Source organism: Paenibacillus sp. FSL L8-0641 (assembly GCF_038006265.1).
GTDB classification, from domain to species: domain Bacteria; phylum Bacillota; class Bacilli; order Paenibacillales; family Paenibacillaceae; genus Paenibacillus; species Paenibacillus polymyxa_D.
Genome location: NZ_JBBOUW010000002.1, coordinates 112,257 through 130,000, shown reverse-complemented (window position 1 = coordinate 130,000; position 17,744 = coordinate 112,257). Strand labels below are relative to the sequence as shown.

The 17,744-nt window shown below is 47.9% G+C and carries 2 protein-coding genes, 2 rRNA genes and 1 pseudogene (1 of these 5 only partly in view); all 5 read left to right on the top strand.

What is annotated here, in order from left to right; all coding sequences use genetic code 11:
• A 23S ribosomal RNA gene (locus MKY16_RS25455) occupies positions 1-1,418 on the top strand (it extends 1,531 nt beyond the left edge of the window).
• 156 nt (positions 1,419-1,574) lie between these two features.
• Positions 1,575-1,691, top strand: a 5S ribosomal RNA gene (rrf, locus tag MKY16_RS25450).
• Positions 1,692-2,729: 1,038 nt separating this feature from the next.
• Positions 2,730-3,149, top strand: a pseudogene (locus MKY16_RS26225) (GNAT family N-acetyltransferase).
• A 708-nt stretch (positions 3,150-3,857) separates the two neighbouring features.
• Entirely contained in the window at positions 3,858-5,081 is a 1,224-nt protein-coding gene (gene fabD, locus MKY16_RS25435) for an ACP S-malonyltransferase (protein WP_340957711.1), read from the top strand.
• Complete coding sequence (locus tag MKY16_RS25430; RefSeq protein WP_340957709.1) at positions 5,056-17,736, top strand: amino acid adenylation domain-containing protein; 12,681 nt, start codon at positions 5,056-5,058, stop codon at positions 17,734-17,736. Before fabD ends, MKY16_RS25430 begins: the two co-directional genes overlap by 26 nt.
• The last annotated feature ends 8 nt before the right edge of the window (positions 17,737-17,744 follow it).

The following is a 17,744-nucleotide window of genomic DNA, read 5'->3' as shown; positions in this document are numbered from 1 at the left end:
CCGTCTAAGCAGTGAGGCTGATGTGTAGGCAAATCCGCACATCGTTAAGGCTGGGCTGTGATGGGGAGCGAAAATTGTAGTAGCGAAGGTCATGATCTCAGACTGCCAAGAAAAGCCTCTAGCCAGGAGAAGGTGCCCGTACCGCAAACCGACACAGGTAGGCGAGAAGAGAATTCTAAGGCGCGCGGAAGAACTCTCGTTAAGGAACTCGGCAAAATGACCCCGTAACTTCGGGAGAAGGGGTGCCTCGGTAGGGTGAATAGCCCGAGGGGGCCGCAGTGAAAAGGCCCAAGCGACTGTTTAGCAAAAACACAGGTCTGTGCGAAGCCGCAAGGCGAAGTATACGGGCTGACGCCTGCCCGGTGCTGGAAGGTTAAGGGGAGTGGTAAGCTCGCAAGAGCGAAGCTATGAACCGAAGCCCCAGTAAACGGCGGCCGTAACTATAACGGTCCTAAGGTAGCGAAATTCCTTGTCAGGTAAATTCTGACCCGCACGAATGGCGTAACGACTTGGGCGCTGTCTCAACGAGAGATCCGGTGAAATTTTAATACCTGTGAAGATGCAGGTTACCCGCGACAAGACGGAAAGACCCCATGGAGCTTTACTGCAGCTTGATATTGAATTTGGGTACGATCTGTACAGGATAGGTGGGAGCCGTAGAACTTTGAGCGCCAGCTTGAAGGGAGGCATCCTTGGGATACCACCCTGATCGTATCTAGGTTCTAACTTGGTACCGTGAACCGGTGCGAGGACAGTGTCAGGTGGGCAGTTTGACTGGGGCGGTCGCCTCCTAAAGAGTAACGGAGGCGCCCCAAGGTTCCCTCAGAATGGTTGGAAATCATTCGAAGAGTGCAAAGGCAGAAGGGAGCTTGACTGCGAGACCTACAAGTCGAGCAGGGACGAAAGTCGGGCTTAGTGATCCGGTGGTACCGCATGGAAGGGCCATCGCTCAACGGATAAAAGCTACCCTGGGGATAACAGGCTTATCTCCCCCAAGAGTCCACATCGACGGGGAGGTTTGGCACCTCGATGTCGGCTCATCGCATCCTGGGGCTGAAGTAGGTCCCAAGGGTTGGGCTGTTCGCCCATTAAAGCGGTACGCGAGCTGGGTTCAGAACGTCGTGAGACAGTTCGGTCCCTATCTGTCGTGGGCGTAGGAAATTTGAGAGGAGCTGTCCTTAGTACGAGAGGACCGGGATGGACGTACCGCTGGTGTACCAGTTGTTCCGCCAGGAGCACCGCTGGGTAGCTATGTACGGAAGGGATAAGCGCTGAAAGCATCTAAGCGTGAAGCCCCCCTCAAGATGAGATTTCCCAGTATGTAAGACCCCTTGAAGACGACGAGGTAGATAGGTTGGGGGTGGAAGTGCAGTAATGCATGGAGCTGACCAATACTAATCGGTCGAGGGCTTATCCTAAAGATAAAACGCAATGAGTTTTGGATCCAGTTTTCAGGGTGTAACCTTGAAGGTATGTACAAGTGACATACAACAAGCGCATGGCTTGGCTATTCATTCACACGATATGTGGTGAAGCGAATAACCGTACGGAAGAATTTGCATAGCAAATTCATGTTTGGTGGCGATAGCGGAGGGGTTCCACACGTACCCATCCCGAACACGACCGTTAAGCCCTCCAGCGCCGATGGTACTTGGACCGCAGGGTCCTGGGAGAGTAGGACGTCGCCAAGCACGATAAAAGAGAGCACAGCCTTAATGGGCTGTGCTCTCTTTTATCTTTTCGGAATTAGATATTTAAACAGTTTAAAAGTAGGATATGGAAACTAAGAAGGAATAACATAGAAGTAACCTAGTCCTGACGAAGAGTAGGCTAGATGGGTGACGTAGTTCTTACATTGAAATAACAAAAACGGAACATGTATTAAAAATGTCGGCCATACCCTGAGGATTAATGAACTCGTATCCCGTTTCTAAAGCTGTAGGGAATGTTCACCATACAGACGCAAGTTTAATTGAAGAAATTCCTCTTAACTCAAAGTGAACTATTAGCCTAAAGAGTGCTATTATATGTATGAGCATGGATATGTACTACGTCCATATCAAATAAAAGTAAGAATAGCAGAATACTGGATTATTATGCTTGTTCCTAAAGATATCTGAAAGGTTTTAAGACATTTATTTTATGGGTGCTAACAAGGACAAAGTGAGAAATCAGCTTGCTAAAGCGACGATAAGTGAAGTATCTTTTATGAGGAGCACCTTTGTAACTTAATTTTTCTTTATAAAATTCGTCATAAAAAGCGTGGCATCAGGTTGCATTTTAGAACTTTTGATCTTCCTCATTTACTTTGCATACATAAAATGAAAACTGGGTCTTCATATCGTGGAAAAAAAGGGTTTCCAAAATTAAGACAAGGAACACTGACTTTAGAAATGCTGAAAAAATCCAACTTAGGCGGATATGAGAGAACCATTTATCGTATATGACATTTCCCATTTCTTCATAAATTACTACATCAACCTAGCATTATTATTTTTAATCCTCAGTTAGCCCAAAGCATGATTGATGCTGAGTTTATGTTGTATAACATTTTTAGTGGCAGATACATTCATTTGGGTATAAAGAAAGAAGATAATTCGGACTTTTACGTTCCTGTTACTTTTTTGGAGCGTAAAACCCCTTATCAAGGAATGACTGTTGTTAAAATTGATGACATAGATATTGATTTTACCTGAACATTCAGATAACTTAGTGCAGACGAACAGTATGTGACCTACGAAGCGTACGAAATGATCCGGCAGTTGGGACTCCAGTGGCCTGCCACTCAGGCAGACGTTGCTCTCATTCGGGAGAACATTAAACACAATGATTGCTATGTGCTGGAAATTAACGGGGTCATTCAGGCTACTGTTAGCCATTCGAAAAATAAGCCCTTGATTTTATAATCGACTTGCCGTTTGTGATGTGGTTCGCTGTAGACCCGGCTGCACAGGCCAAGGGTACGGGAGAAAACGAATTGAGTAGAACACACAATTATTCGTGATCAGTTGGGTGCCCCTGCGGTGACACTGGCGACAGCGGAGAAGCATCCATATCTGCTATCCATGTACGAGCGTTGGGAATATGAACGTATCTCGATCACCAAGAACGGACGAAGCCGATTTGTTCGCCGAAAGGGGGTTGGATAAAGCCACGAACTTTCACGAAAAGGACATGCGCAGCTTCGTGTGGAACGACTGCAACGCATTACAATTTGGTTTGTCAAGCACCAGATATAACACAAAATCTGTTTCTTGCACTTACTACACAGAAATTTTACAAAAATTCATTAAAAATTACAAACAATGCCTGATTTTTAGACAAAAGAGGGCATTGTTTGTGTATATAATATACTTATACATTATATCGACATACTTTAATTTACTTTTATATTTATATTGAAACAAAATCATTCATATATCGCATTTTTTCCTTATTAAAGGAATTTAAAAAAGATATTGACATTTTTCGAGTCCATATCTATTATATAAATAAAATATTTCTCATTTAATACTTAACATCGAAAAACATCCTGTATGACCTCAACAATTTCTCATCACATTCATCTATGATACTGAATTTTAGGTTCCAAGCCTGGAATTCCAGTATACCTCAAGTTTTTTTACACTTCCAAGTCTACTCACACATCTGACTTTTGATCTCAATCACACCACGAATGGAAACTCCATAACCAACTCATTTTTACATGTCGATTACTGTTTTTTGACAATCGGTTTTGTTGCTTTTTGCTACATCTATCTCTACAGCTATTGTCTTCATACATATGTACATTAACACCTGAATCGTAAAAACATTTTTGCTTTGCCACATCTTTGTGGGGAGGAAAGGGGTTTGATATGAATCGCATTGCTTTGGTTTTTCCTGGGCAAGGCTCTCAGTATGTAGGAATGGGGGCTACGTGGCATAGCGGCTTTGCAGAAGCGGATCGCTTGTTCGAAGAGGCTGCTGATATTTTGGGATATGATCTGAAAGCTTTATGCATGGCAGGTCCGATGACCCAGCTATCCAGAACATTCTATACTCAGCCCGCACTTCTCACGATCAGTGTCATTGCATTCCGGCGTTATATGCATGAAATCGGAATTATCCCTGAATTTTCAGCAGGTCATAGCCTGGGTGAATATTCAGCTCTGGTAAGTAGCGGTGTTCTATCCTTTAGCGACGCTTTACGACTGGTTCAAAAGCGAGGACGCATCATGGAAGAAGCCGCAGAGGCCGGTCTGGGCAGCATGATTGCCATTCGCGGAGCTGAGTTGAACGCCGTGGAAGAATTCTGTCGTCTGCACTCCCCAATCGATCAGCCTGCTGTTATTGCTTGTTACAATTCGCCTAATCAGTATGTCATCTCTGGTCATCATACATCGATAGCTATGGTAGCTGACAAGTTAGAACAGCGGGGGGCCCAAATTACTCGCTTGCAGGTCAGCGGCCCTTTTCATAGTCCGCTTATGCAGCATGCTGCGGACAGGCTGACCATCGAGCTGCAAAAATACACTTTCCATGAAGCGCAGTGGCCCGTGATCTCCAATGTGACCGCTCTGCCATACCCCGATGTTGACAGCATCCGTCAAGGATTGATTTTGCAAATGACTCACCCGGTTCGCTGGATTCAAACCATGCAGTATATGGAGAATCATGGCGTGGAACAAGGCATCGAGTTAGGTCCACGAACGGTGCTGAAAAATTTGGCGAAGGAAATAAGCACTACCATTGAATTGCTGTCCGTGGATAGAGACTTGGATCGCGTTGAACTGGAACGCCGCTTCTCAATCCGTGATTGGGTTGCTCGTTCCCTTTCACTGGCGGTATCTACCCCCAATGCCAATTGGAATGAAGATGATTATCGAAAGGGTGTTATTTTACCTGTTCGAAGACTGGAAGAATTACTTCGAAGCTCTGAATCAGGGAGCGGTTCACCTCCTGCTTTTGAGCAAAGACAGGAGATTTTGGAGTGTATTCGCCTGGTGTTGCAAACCAAACAGGTCTCCGAAGGAGAGCAGAAAGTAATGCTAGAGCAATTGAGGAGGGATCAGGATGGAACAGTTTCAAACTTTAATTGAAATCATTCATGACCGTGCAAGCCGGGATGAGAACGGAATCACCTTTATTTCTGGTGATAAACAAGAGGAATACGTATCCTACTGTAAACTTCTGGAGCAAGCATCACAGGTACTTTATGAATTACAGGAAAAAGGGATACAACCTGGCGATGAGCTGATCATGCAGATCGACGACAATCATACCTTTGTGAATGTATTTTGGGGTTGCCTACTCGGTGGAATCGTTCCTGTTCCTGTAAGCATAGGGAATAATGATGAGCATAAAATGAAATTGTTTAAAATCTGGAATACACTTTCCCGCCCTTATATGATTGCAGATGACAAGGTATTGGAGCAGTTGGAAAAATACTCGCACCAGCACGAACTGCTGGATTCCTTTGAGCCCGTTAAAAAAGCGACTTTTTCAAGCCATATATTCGATTTTTCCAATCAGAGTAAAGGTGTTGCCCATATACCCAAACCGGAGGATTTAGCTTTTATCCAATTTTCCTCAGGTTCTACAGGTGATCCCAAAGGAGTCATGCTGACGCATGAAAATTTGGTTTACAATATTCGGGATGTCGCAAATCAAACGGGCATGAGCTCCAAGGATGCTTATTTGGGCTGGATGCCGCTTACGCATGACCTGGGATTGATCGCATTTCATTTAACCTGTGTGATCGCTAATGCCAAGCAGTTGATTATGCCAACGGCACTTTTTATCAGACGCCCGTCTTTATGGCTAAAAAAAGTATCGGAGCATAAGGTGACTCAAATATGCTCTCCCAATTTTGGATATAAATTTTTTCTCGATCAGTATAAACCCGAAACAGCAGCTAACTGGGATTTGTCAAATGTCCGTATGATCTTAAATGGAGCGGAGCCCGTATCTGTGGAGCTTTGTGATGTGTTTATGGATGCAATGAGTGTTCACGGTTTGAATAAAAATGCGATGTTTCCTGTCTACGGATTGGCAGAGGCGAGTGTGGGAGTTTCCTCTCCACCTCTGGACAAAAGCACCTTTATACCCATTCATTTGAACCGGCAGCAGTTACACGTGGGTGAACCCATAGAAGAAGTGGACAAGTCCGACAAGCGGTGTCTTACTTTTGTGGATTTGGGGTATCCGTTGGCCAGTACCTCTGTCCGCATTTGCGATGAAAAAAATCAGGTGCTTGAAGATGGGGTGATTGGACACACACAGATCCGCGGCAAAAATGTGACATCCGGATACTATAACAATCCAGAGGCTACCGCGAAGGTCAAAACAGAGGATGGCTGGCTTATCACCGGCGATTTAGGGTTTATGCGGAACGGTCGCCTGACTATTACTGGTAGAGCCAAGGATATCATTTTCGTGAACGGACAGAATGTCTACCCGCATGACATCGAGAGGATTGCCGAGGAACTGGATGGTGTGGATCTCGGAAAAGTAGCCGTGTGCGGTGTACATGATACGCAAACGAGGCAGGATCGTATTATTGCCTTTGTGATGCACACGAAAAAGATAGAGCATTTTGTACCGCTTGTCCAAAAGCTGAAAAGCCATCTGAATTACCGGGGAGGCTGGAATATTCAGGATATAGTTCCGATACGGCGTATTCCTAAAACAACCAGTGGAAAGGTTCAGCGCTTCAAATTAGCCCAGAGTTATGAGCAGGGCGAATTTAATGAGATATTGACAGCACTGGCTGAGGCCACTCAAACCGTGCAAGCAGCTGAGCGTGCAGTCTTGCCTCAAGGAGAGATAGAACAGAAGCTGATTGGAATCTGCCAGGATATTTTAAATGTAAAATCGATCGGGACGGACGATAGCTACTTTGATATCGGAGTGACTTCCTTGCAGCTCGTTCAAATTGTGGACGTGTTGGAGGATCAATTAGGGATTCGTATTGAGGTGACGGACTTCTTTTCTTATCCGACCATCGCCAAGCTTGCTGCATATATCTCTAGTCAGGGCATGAGCAGCGATCCGGCTGCAACAGCACAGTCCGAGGCCAAGGAGGAAGCAAATGTCCGGGATATCGCCATCATCGGCATGTCAGGCAAGTTTCCTCAAGCGGAAACATTAGAGCAGTTTTGGGCGAATGTGGCATCAGGGGCTGACAATATCGGCCCGTACAGCGATGAAAGAAGAAAAGATGCCGAAGATTTCATTTCCCGTTTGAATACGGAAGGACGGAATATGCAAATTGCAGAAGGCGGCTATCTGGATGAAGTAGACAAGTTCGATTACTCCTTCTTTAAGCTGACTCCACGGGAAGCCTCACTCATGGACCCGAATCAACGGTTATTTCTACAAACAGCCTGGAGCACGATTGAGGATGCGGGGTATGGGGGTAAGCAACTGGCAGGCCGAAAGGTCGGCGTGTATGTCGGCTTCTCCAAAACCAGCTTCGAATACGAGCGTTTGTTGTCTGAGGTGGAACCGGGAGCGCTGCCGAACTTTGCCATTGGTAATTTATCATCCATTATTTCCAGCAGAATTGCATATTTGCTCGATCTAAAAGGTCCGGCGCTAACAATTGATACAGCATGCTCTTCATCCCTCGTGGCAGTGCATTTGGCCTGCAAGTCCATCCTTAGCGGAGACTGCGACATGGCCTTGGCAGGTGGAGTGAAGACGATTTTACTGCCGCTGAAAGCGGGCATTGGCATGGAATCCTCCGATGATCGAGCACGCGCCTTCGACGACCAGTCGGACGGAACGGGCTGGGGTGAAGGAGTTGGAGCCGTTTTACTGAAGCCGCTGCGCAAAGCGGAACAAGACGGTGACAACATTTTAGCCGTGATCAAGGGAAGTGCCATCAATCAGGACGGCAGCACGATTGGTATTTCCGCGCCGAATGCCCTCGCTCAGGCAGAAGTGATTTCGCAGGCGTGGCGTGATGCACGGATTGATCCTGAAACGATAAGTTATATCGAAGCACATGGCACCGGCACCAAGCTGGGTGATCCGGTTGAGATTGACGGCATTACCAAGGCTTTCCGCAAGCATACACAGCGTAAGCAGTTTGTGGCGATCAGCACGGTCAAAACGAATATCGGTCATTTATACGAAGCCGCTGGGATTGCAGGCTTGATCAAATCCGTATTGTCCATGAAGCACCAACAGATTGCACCGCTCGTTCATTTTCGCACACCAAACCAAAAGATCCATTTTGAGGAATCCCCGGTATATGCTAATACGAAGCTTAGGGAATGGAAGACGGACGGTTTCCCGAGAAGAAGCGGACTGAGTTCCTTTGGATTCAGCGGGACAAACTGCCATGTGGTGCTGGAGGAATATATAGCGAAGACGGAATCAGACCAAGCCTCAACGGACAGCAACAATAGATCATCACCACTGCTGCTGACCCTGTCAGCGCGGAGTGAATCCGCTTTGCACGAGCTGGTCGGGCGATACGCAGAACGGTTCGGACGTGCGGAAGAACTCGTGATGCAGGATGTATGCTATACGGCTAACACAGGCAGAAGTCACCTGAATCACCGGATTGCTGTGACTGCCGCAGGGGCGGATGCGTTGAAGGCGAAGGTGATTCAGTTACACGAACAAGGTAGAGTCGTCGAAGGTGTATACACCGGGAAAGCGGATAACAAAGGTGGCGCAGAGATGGTCACTGGAAGCTTGGACACGTTGCAATCACTGGAGCAACTGGCTGCTAAGTATGTGCAAGGAGCGCAGATCGATTGGAATGCCCTCTATGCAGGTAAGCACTATAAAAAGGTTTCTCTGCCTACGTATCCATTCGAACGGAAAAGATGCTGGATTAACGTACCCGAACAGATTCGAACGGAACAGAAGGTACCAGTTCATGAAAACTCAAAAGCAAAGGAGTCTGGAATTATGGGGAACGAGTATTCAGCGCCAGCATCTGCTACCGATCAGCACAAATCATCTATTCTTCAAAAGTTAGCAAAAATGATCGGTAACGTGTCCCAACTCAGTCTGGAGGAACTGGAGCCACAAACACATTTTCTGGAGCTTGGGCTGGATTCCATTAATTTGTCCCAGGTTCGCCACAGTATCAAGGATACCTTCGGACTGGACATTCCAATGAACGAATTTTTCGAATCGTTGACCACGCTGGAGCTGTTGGCCAGCTACGTAGCCGAGCGGGTGAGCATTTTCACTTCTGCTGAAACCCCGGTTCAATCTGTGGAAAACCGTCCAGAAATAACTCTGAATCAGGTTGATCACGCAGCTTTCCCGCTAACCCAACCGTCTCATGAATCCGCTGTTCCGGCTGCGGCATCCGTTTATGCCATAGACACGGCTGGACAAACACGGGCTCAAAGCTTTCCAATCGCTACAGCTCCTGCGGCTGTAGAGCGAATTTTGGAGCAACAGCTATATCTGATGTCACAGCAGCTCGATGTTCTCCGGCATCAGCCATCTGCATCCGTAATAGCTTCCGAGCCATTTAACCCGGAAACGGGCGTTTTGCTACCGGCAAGTAGTGAAAGTGCGCAGATCATCCGTACCGAATCCAAGCAGAAAGTCGCGGCTGCATTAGCACCAGCACCATCCGTAAAGGCTGTTTTCAAGCAGACAGGCAATGAAGTCAAGCCGTATACGCCTTATAAAAAGCTGGATGTTAAAGCACGTGAATTGCTTTCGCTCCGTCAGGAACAACACCTGCAAGAACTGATTGAACGCTACACGGCCCGTACGGGTAGCACCAAACAGTACACCCAGCAGTATCGCTCCGTATACGCCAATAACCGCAATGTGGCTGGTTTCCGGCCTGTTTTGAAGGAAATGGTGTATCAAATTGTATCCCAACGCGCCGATGGTTCAAAAATTTGGGATCTGGACGGCAATGAATATGTCGACTTGACGATGGGCTTTGGTGTGAATCTGTTCGGACACAATCCAGCCTTTATTCGTGAAGAAATTGAAGAAGAGCTGAAGAACGGCATGTGTGTCGGCCCCATGTCCAACATGGCCGGACAGGTCGCCGAGCGAATATGCAAGATGACCGGCGTGGAACGGATTGCCCTGTATAATTCCGGCACGGAAGCCGTCATGGTCGCGCTCCGTTTGGCACGTGCTGCCACTGGACGAGCTAAAGTCGTCATTTTTGCTGGCTCGTATCACGGTACATTCGACGGGGTGCTGGCACTGGGGAGCGCGGGTGATGACAAGGAGCATTCGACACCTCTAGCTCCAGGTATCTTGCAGCATATGGTGGACGATGTCGTCGTGCTTCATTATGGGGCGGACGATTCTCTGGATTATATCCGCACCCATGCGCATGAACTGGCCGCGGTTATCGTGGAGCCGGTACAAAGCCGCCGACCAGATTTTCAGCCTAAAGCCTTTTTGCAGGAAATTCGCCAGATAACGGAGCAGTCGGGTACTGCCTTCATTTTTGATGAAGTCATCACAGGCTTCCGGATTCAGCCCGGAGGAGCCCAAGCGTGGTTTGGGGTACAAGCCGACCTCGTGACCTACGGTAAAATCATTGGTGGCGGGCTGCCCATCGGCATCGTAGCCGGAAAAGCCGCCTTTATGAACGGGATCGACGGAGGCACGTGGAGCTTCGGGGATGATTCCTATCCGCAGCATGAGCAGCAGCGAACCTTTGTGGCAGGAACCTTCTGCCATCATCCGCTGGCAATGGCTGCATCCTTAGCGGTGCTGGATCATTTGGAGAAGCATGGCGAGCAACTGCAAAATCGCTTGAACAGCCGCACCTCGGCGTTAGCAGCGGAGCTGAACAGCTATTTCACTGACGAACGCGTACCTATGAAGGTCGTTCACTTTGGCTCCCTATTCCGCTTCGTGCTCAAAGGCGATCTGGAGCTGTTCTTCTATCACATGCTGGACAAAGGCATCTATATCTGGGAGGGACGAAACTGCTTCTTGTCCACGGCCCATACCGAGGAAGATATTGCGCGAATCGTACAAGCGGTCAAGGATAGCGTGAACGAGCTGCGTAAAGGGGGATTTTTACCGGACCCGCCCCCGAATGGAAACGGCCCGGGGCCGGGAAAGCAACCTGTACCTGTAACCGTACCTCCAGAGGCTGAAGCAGCAGAAACTGTTATTGCGTTAACTCCAGAGCAAAAGCAGCTTTGGTTCGCTTCTGTTTCAGATCGAAGTGACTCTCAATCTTTACACGAAACCGCCTTGTTGCGGTTTCGTGGTCCACTTCAGCAGCAGGCGTTCAACCAAGCTATCCAGACCATTGTAAACCGTCATGAAGCCTTACATATCTTTATGAGCGGCGATGGGGAAACTCAGGTGTTCGCTCCTGTGGTGAAAGCGGAAATCCCGCTTCATGATTTTACCAGTTATCGCCCAGATGAACAGGAACAACATATCCGGGCATGGATGATCAAGGACAGTGAAACCCCATTTGCCATGACGCCAGACGAGCCATTATTCCGGATTCATCTGCTGAAAATATCGAATGAAGAGCATCTGGGTGTTTTTACGTTTCATCATTTTATCGCTGATGGCTGGTCAATCAGTGTATTCATTCAGGAACTGGAACACATCTATTCTGCGCTAGTTCGACATGCTGCCTACAACCTTCCCGATCCAGTACCTTTTCGGAATTACGTTGTTTGGCAGCAGGATCAATTGAAAGCAGGGAAAAAAGAGGCCCTTGCTTTTTGGTCGGCAGTGCTAGAAAAGCAGCAGCCTGTCCTCCATTTGCCATCTCCGGTGAGGGGAATACAGATTCCGTCTTCCAGAGGAAGCAGACATACCGTAATGCTCGAAGCGCCGCTCGTTAAACAATTGAGATCCGCCAGCATAAAGCTAGGCAGCAGTCTTTTTATAACGCTGCTATCCGCCTTTCAGATTTTTCTACATCGGCTGACAGGGCAGCAGGAAGTAACGGTGGGGGTTCCCACCGCAGGACAATCCCATATGGACGCCTTCTCTCTGATCGGCAACTGTGTCAACTTGCTTCCGATGATCAGCGAAGTGCGTCCTGATGCTACTTTTACGGAGCATGTCCAAACAGTCAAAAAGCGCATGAATGAACTGGATAGCTTCCAAAAGTACAGCTTTGCGGGACTCGCTCAGCTGGGGCTGAGGCATTTGCCTGTCATTAACGCTGTATTCAATATGGATCGACCGATTCCGCGTTTTCAATTCCATGAACTGGAAGTGGAACTCATTGAGAATGAGGTATCATTCAGCAAATACGAGTTGTTTTTGAACGTGACAGAGGCGCAGCAACAATTACGTCTTGATTTCGACTACAATTCGGATCTTTTTCAGCCAAACATTATCGAAGCCTGGTCAGGATATTTCCTGAATCTGCTGTATTCCATTGTAGAGGAAGAAGGGGCCCGCGTTTCCGCGCTGACTTTACTCCGTGCGTCGGAGAACGAACAACTTCGAACTGCATGGGCAGCAAATACCGACGCCAACGGAAACTATCTTTGCGTCCTCGATGCCTACAAGCATTTGGCACCTGTTGGGACAGCAGGGGAGGTGTATCAAGCCTCAGGAGCAGGCCTGTTGGGAACGACCCGAGAATGGGCTTACGTAGAAAACGATGGCAAGCTGCGACATATTGGCAATTTGAATCGGACTATCCACATTCGCGGACATCGGGTTAATTTGGGGCAGTTGGAGAAACACCTGCTGCAAACTTTCCGATTGGAGTCCTGCGTCATTACATCGCAAACGGACGAAGCTGGAAAAGTCTCATATATAACCGCCTATGTGGTCGCAAACGCATCGAAGCCATGGGAAGAAGACGCACTGAAAAAGGCTGCAATCGAAATTCTTCCAGATTATACGCAGCCCCGTTTTTGGATTCCTATGGATCATATTCCTCTTCTGCCGGATGGTCAGCCTGATCTACAGGCTTTGCCAGAGCCGGGACAAGCAAGTGTATTGACTAAAACAGACACCGCTCCTGAGAACCACAGCGTAGAAGATCAACTCGTGAACATTTGGATGGACGTTCTGAATGTAACAGATATCAGCGATGACGATAACTTTTTTCAACTGGGTGGTGATTCACTAAAAGCGACGGTCATTCTGTCGAGAGTCAATAAGGAATTGGGTGTACACATTCCACTCAGCCACATTTTTGAGCTGCAAACGATTGCTGAGCTGGCTACATATATTGCGGGTGGAACAAAGAAGAACTACGAACCGATTGTATCTGTGAAATCGCAAGCCTTCTATCCGGTATCTTCTTCCCAAAAGAGAATGTACGTGCTGGATCAGCTGGGAGGTGGAAAGGCCTATCATGTACCCGGTCAGCTTTTCATAGAGGGAGATCTGGAGGTTCCCCGCTTCATTGAAGCCGTTAGGGAAGTTATTTTGCGTCATGAATCCTTTAGGACGTATTTCGATCTGGAAGACGGGGAAGTGGTACAAAAAGTTCGGGACACGATTCCATTCGACATTCCATATACCCGTATTTCCAAGGAAGAAGCAAAACAGGCTCGGACCTTGTTTGTTCAGCCTTTTCATCTGGGAACAGCTCCTTTATTCCGCGCCGAACTGTACGAATTTATCGAAGGTGGCTTCAATCTGCTAGTGGATATGCATCACATCGTGTCCGATGGTTTCTCCATGGCCGTGCTGCTAGATGAAATCATTCAACGGTATCAGGGCAGACAGCTTGCGAACATTCAGCTTCATTACAAAGACTTTGTTGCTTGGCAGAAGCAGCAGATCACTGACGACGCATTGCAAGCGCATGAATCATATTGGCTCCAGACCTTGAAGGGCGAGCTTCCTGTACTAAATATGCCTACGGACTTTTCGCGTCCACAAGCACAAAGCTTTGAAGGTGACAGCTTGACCGTTACCTTGGAATCCAAACTTACTAACACACTCTACAAATTGGCCCAAGATACCGAATCTACGATCTTTATGATACTTTTGTCGGCTTATAATATCCTGCTGGGCAAATATACTGGCCAAGAGGACATTATCGTGGGTACACCTGTTGCCGGAAGACGGCATGTGGATACGCAAGCGATGATTGGCATGTTCGTCAATACGCTGGTTCTTCGCAATCAGCCGCGATCTTCTTTAGCGTTCCAATCCTTTTTGCAGGAGGTTAAGCAAAACTCGCTGCTGGCACTGGAGCATCAGGAATACCCGTTTGATGAGCTTGTAGACAGGCTGGAACTGGTGCGCGACCTAAGTCGAAACCCGGTGTTCGATACGATGTTCAGTTTGCAAAATGTCGGCACAGATGTTTTGGAAACAGGAGGCATTCGTTTTAAACCGGAAGAATTCAACGCGGGTATATCCAAGGTGGATTTTTCATTGCATGTGACCGAGGAAAAAGAATGTTTGTCCTTCACTTTGGAGTATGGCACAAAGCTGTTTAAACCGGAGACCATCCGACGGATGGGAGAGCATTTTGTGCGAATTTTGGAAACGGTGACGCAGGATGTCGGGGTGCGGTTGGCCGATATTACGATCGTATCTGATGAAGAGAAGCAATTACTGCTAACCGAATTTAATCATACCGTCGTACCTTTCCCGCACTATGAGACAGTTCACGGGCAGTTTGAAAAGCAGGTCGTACAGACGCCGGGTCATATAGCATTGGTGTTCGGAAATCAGCGTCTGACCTACCGGGACTTGAACGAACGTGCTAACTCACTGGCACGGATACTTCAAGCGCATGGTGTAGGACCCGATAAGCTAGTCGGCCTGATGGTGCAGCGTTCGGCGGAAATGATTATCGGTCTGCTCGCCGTGCTAAAAGCGGGTGGCGCTTATGTGCCTATCGATCCTGAATATCCGTCAGCCCGTATTGAGTATATGCTGAGTGACAGTGAGGCTGCCGTGCTCCTGACCAGTCGCGATCTGGTAGGAGAACACCATTACAGCGCCAACACCCTGTTTATCGAAGATGAGGAAGTATATCAAGGAGAAAGGACCAATCTGGAAGCCACTGCTCAGCCGGAGCATCTGGCTTACGTCATCTATACTTCTGGCTCAACCGGAAATCCGAAAGGAGTTATGCTCCAGCATCGCTCGGTGCTGAATTTTATTACAGGAATGCGTGAAGTGATCGACTTTGCAGCGAACAAAACGATTTTATCGCTAACCACTATTTCGTTCGATATTTTCGTTTTGGAAGCGATTCTGCCGCTGCTAGGCGGAATGACCGTCGTGCTAGGCGACCGCCATCATCAGGTCGATCCTCAGGCACTTGGCGAACTGATTACTGCACATCATATTGACATGCTGCAAATGACGCCATCGCGGCTGCACATGCTGCTGAGTCATGAGGAAGGCTCCCGTGCGCTGCAAGGTCTACAGGAAATTATGGTTGGGGGAGAAGCGCTTCCACCCAGGCTGCTGGAGGCATTGCAGAAATTGAATGGCCCCCGTATTTATAACATGTACGGACCTACGGAAACGACGGTTTGGTCGGCAGTGCAGGAACTTACCCATGCCAATCAGATTGACATTGGACGCCCCATTGCGAATACGCAAATTTACGTCATGGATGCGCAGGACAGATTACAGCCAATCGGTATACCGGGTGAGCTATGCATTGCAGGAGAAGGGCTGGCGCGTGGCTATTGGAACCGCGAGGATTTGACGGCAGAAAAATTTGTGGATAATCCATTTTCAATAGGGACACGAATGTACAGAACGGGTGACCTCGTTCGCTGGAAAGCAGATGGAAATCTGGAGTTTATCGGCCGAATCGACCATCAGGTGAAAGTACGTGGATTCCGGATCGAACTGGGTGAGGTTGAAAATGCTTTGATGAGCCATTCTGCAATTCAAGAGGCTGTCGTCACTGTATATCAAAACAAAGAGCAAGAATCCGTCTTGTGTGCCTACATTGTATTGCATACAGAAGAAACACCAAGCTTAACGGTCATTCATGAACATGCCGCCAAGTTGCTCCCGTATTATTCGGTTCCGTCTTACTTCGTGTTTCTGGATCGGATACCGTTGACACCGAACGGAAAAACCGACCGAAAAGCATTGCCGGAGCCTGAAAAGCTATTCCGACCGGATGTGGCCTATGTAGCGCCGCGAAATGATGTGGAAGAAGCTTTGGCCGCCGTATGGCAAGATGTTTTGGGACGCGATCAGGTGGGCATTCAGGATAACTTTTTTCTGCTCGGAGGCGACTCGATTAAAGCAGTTCAAGTCATCGCACGCATGCGTCTCCACGGGTATTTGCTGGATATCCGACACGTACTGGAGCATCCGTCCATTGAAATCCTGAGCGGCTATGCAGAAACATTGTCCCGTCCGATAGAGCAAGGTCCGATAGATGGAGAAGTACCACTGACACCGATACAACGACATCTACTCGATGGGTTTGAACGGCATCCAGCATCCGAGGCACTTCCTGCCGCAATGTCGGTACTGCTGTTGGCAAAGTCGGGCTTTGACGAGCAGCCATTGCGAGCCGCATTGAAGAAAATCGTAGAGCACCACGATGCTCTGCGCCTTGGCTTATTACAACAGGCTGACGAGTCGGTTACGCAAGCTCACAAAGGACTGCATGAACAGCTAATCACGCTGGAGGTACTGTCGCTTACGGGAACGGAAAGCGAAGCACGCAGCCAGATGGAAGCTGAATGTCAACGGATTCAAAGCAGCCTGCGGCTGTTTGAAGGACCACGAGTTCGGGCAGGGCTTTTCCGTCTGGATAGCGGAGATCATCTTTTCCTTGCTGTAGACCCACTAGTGGCTGACGCCATTTCATGGAATATTTTGCTCGAAGATCTGGCAACAGGCTACGGACAAGCTCTGGATGGGGAAACGATTGTTTTACCGGACAAAACGAACGCTTACCAAACGTGGGCAGAGCATCTTGAGCATTATGCGAATAGTAAAGAGCTGCTCAAGGAGCAGGACTATTGGAACAAGATAGAGTTGTCAGAGTGGAGAACGCTTCCCAAAGACCATGAAGTCATTACGGATTCTGGATCGGAGAGACAAACACATCAGCTCCACCTGCAATTATCAACTGACGAAACCCAGCATCTGATGACACAGGTCAATCATGCCTATAATACCGTGCCGGAGGAAGTACTGCTGTCCGTACTGGGGCAAACAGTGTCTGAATGGTCAGGACAAGAACGGATTGCACTCTACGTGGAGAACCCTGGCCGAGAGCAGGCTGAAACAAATTCGCTGGATATCTCCAGAACGGTAGGGCAGTTTACGTTCGTGTATCCAGTTGTACTGGACATCAAATCTGCGGATGATACAGCGCTGTTGCTCAAGCGTGTGAAGGAAACGGTTCGGCAGGTTCCAAATCACGGATTGGGCTACGGTGCATTGAGATATCTGACCGAAGCCAGCAATCCAACGGATTCTAAACGTTTTCGTCATCCGGAAATTGGTTTCCGTTATATAGACTCCCCACACCCGGAATCGGTTTATTTTTCACTATCGCCGCTGCAAGCTGAAATTGGACCAGGTACCAAGGATGTGATTAATGGTTCATCTTATGCTCTTTATATGGATAGCCGGTTGGAGGACGGAAAATTAAGCATCCGTATATCCTATGACAGGAATGCATATGAAGAGCGCACGGTCAAACAACTTTTCTCCCGCTTCGAAACACACCTGTTGAATACCATTCGTCATTGCCTTGATCAGTCCGGTCAGGAACTGACACCAACAGACGTAGGGGCAGATGATCTGGATATGGAAGAGTTCGAAGAGATGAAGCATTTTTATGAAAGCCTATAAATATTCGA

Coding starts and splice junctions, on each gene's coding strand:
- fabD (WP_340957711.1), top strand. CDS start 3,858: ATGAATCGCATTGCTTTGGTTTTTCCTGGGCAAGGCTCTCAGTATGTA.
- MKY16_RS25430 (WP_340957709.1), top strand. CDS start 5,056: ATGGAACAGTTTCAAACTTTAATTGAAATCATTCATGACCGTGCAAGC.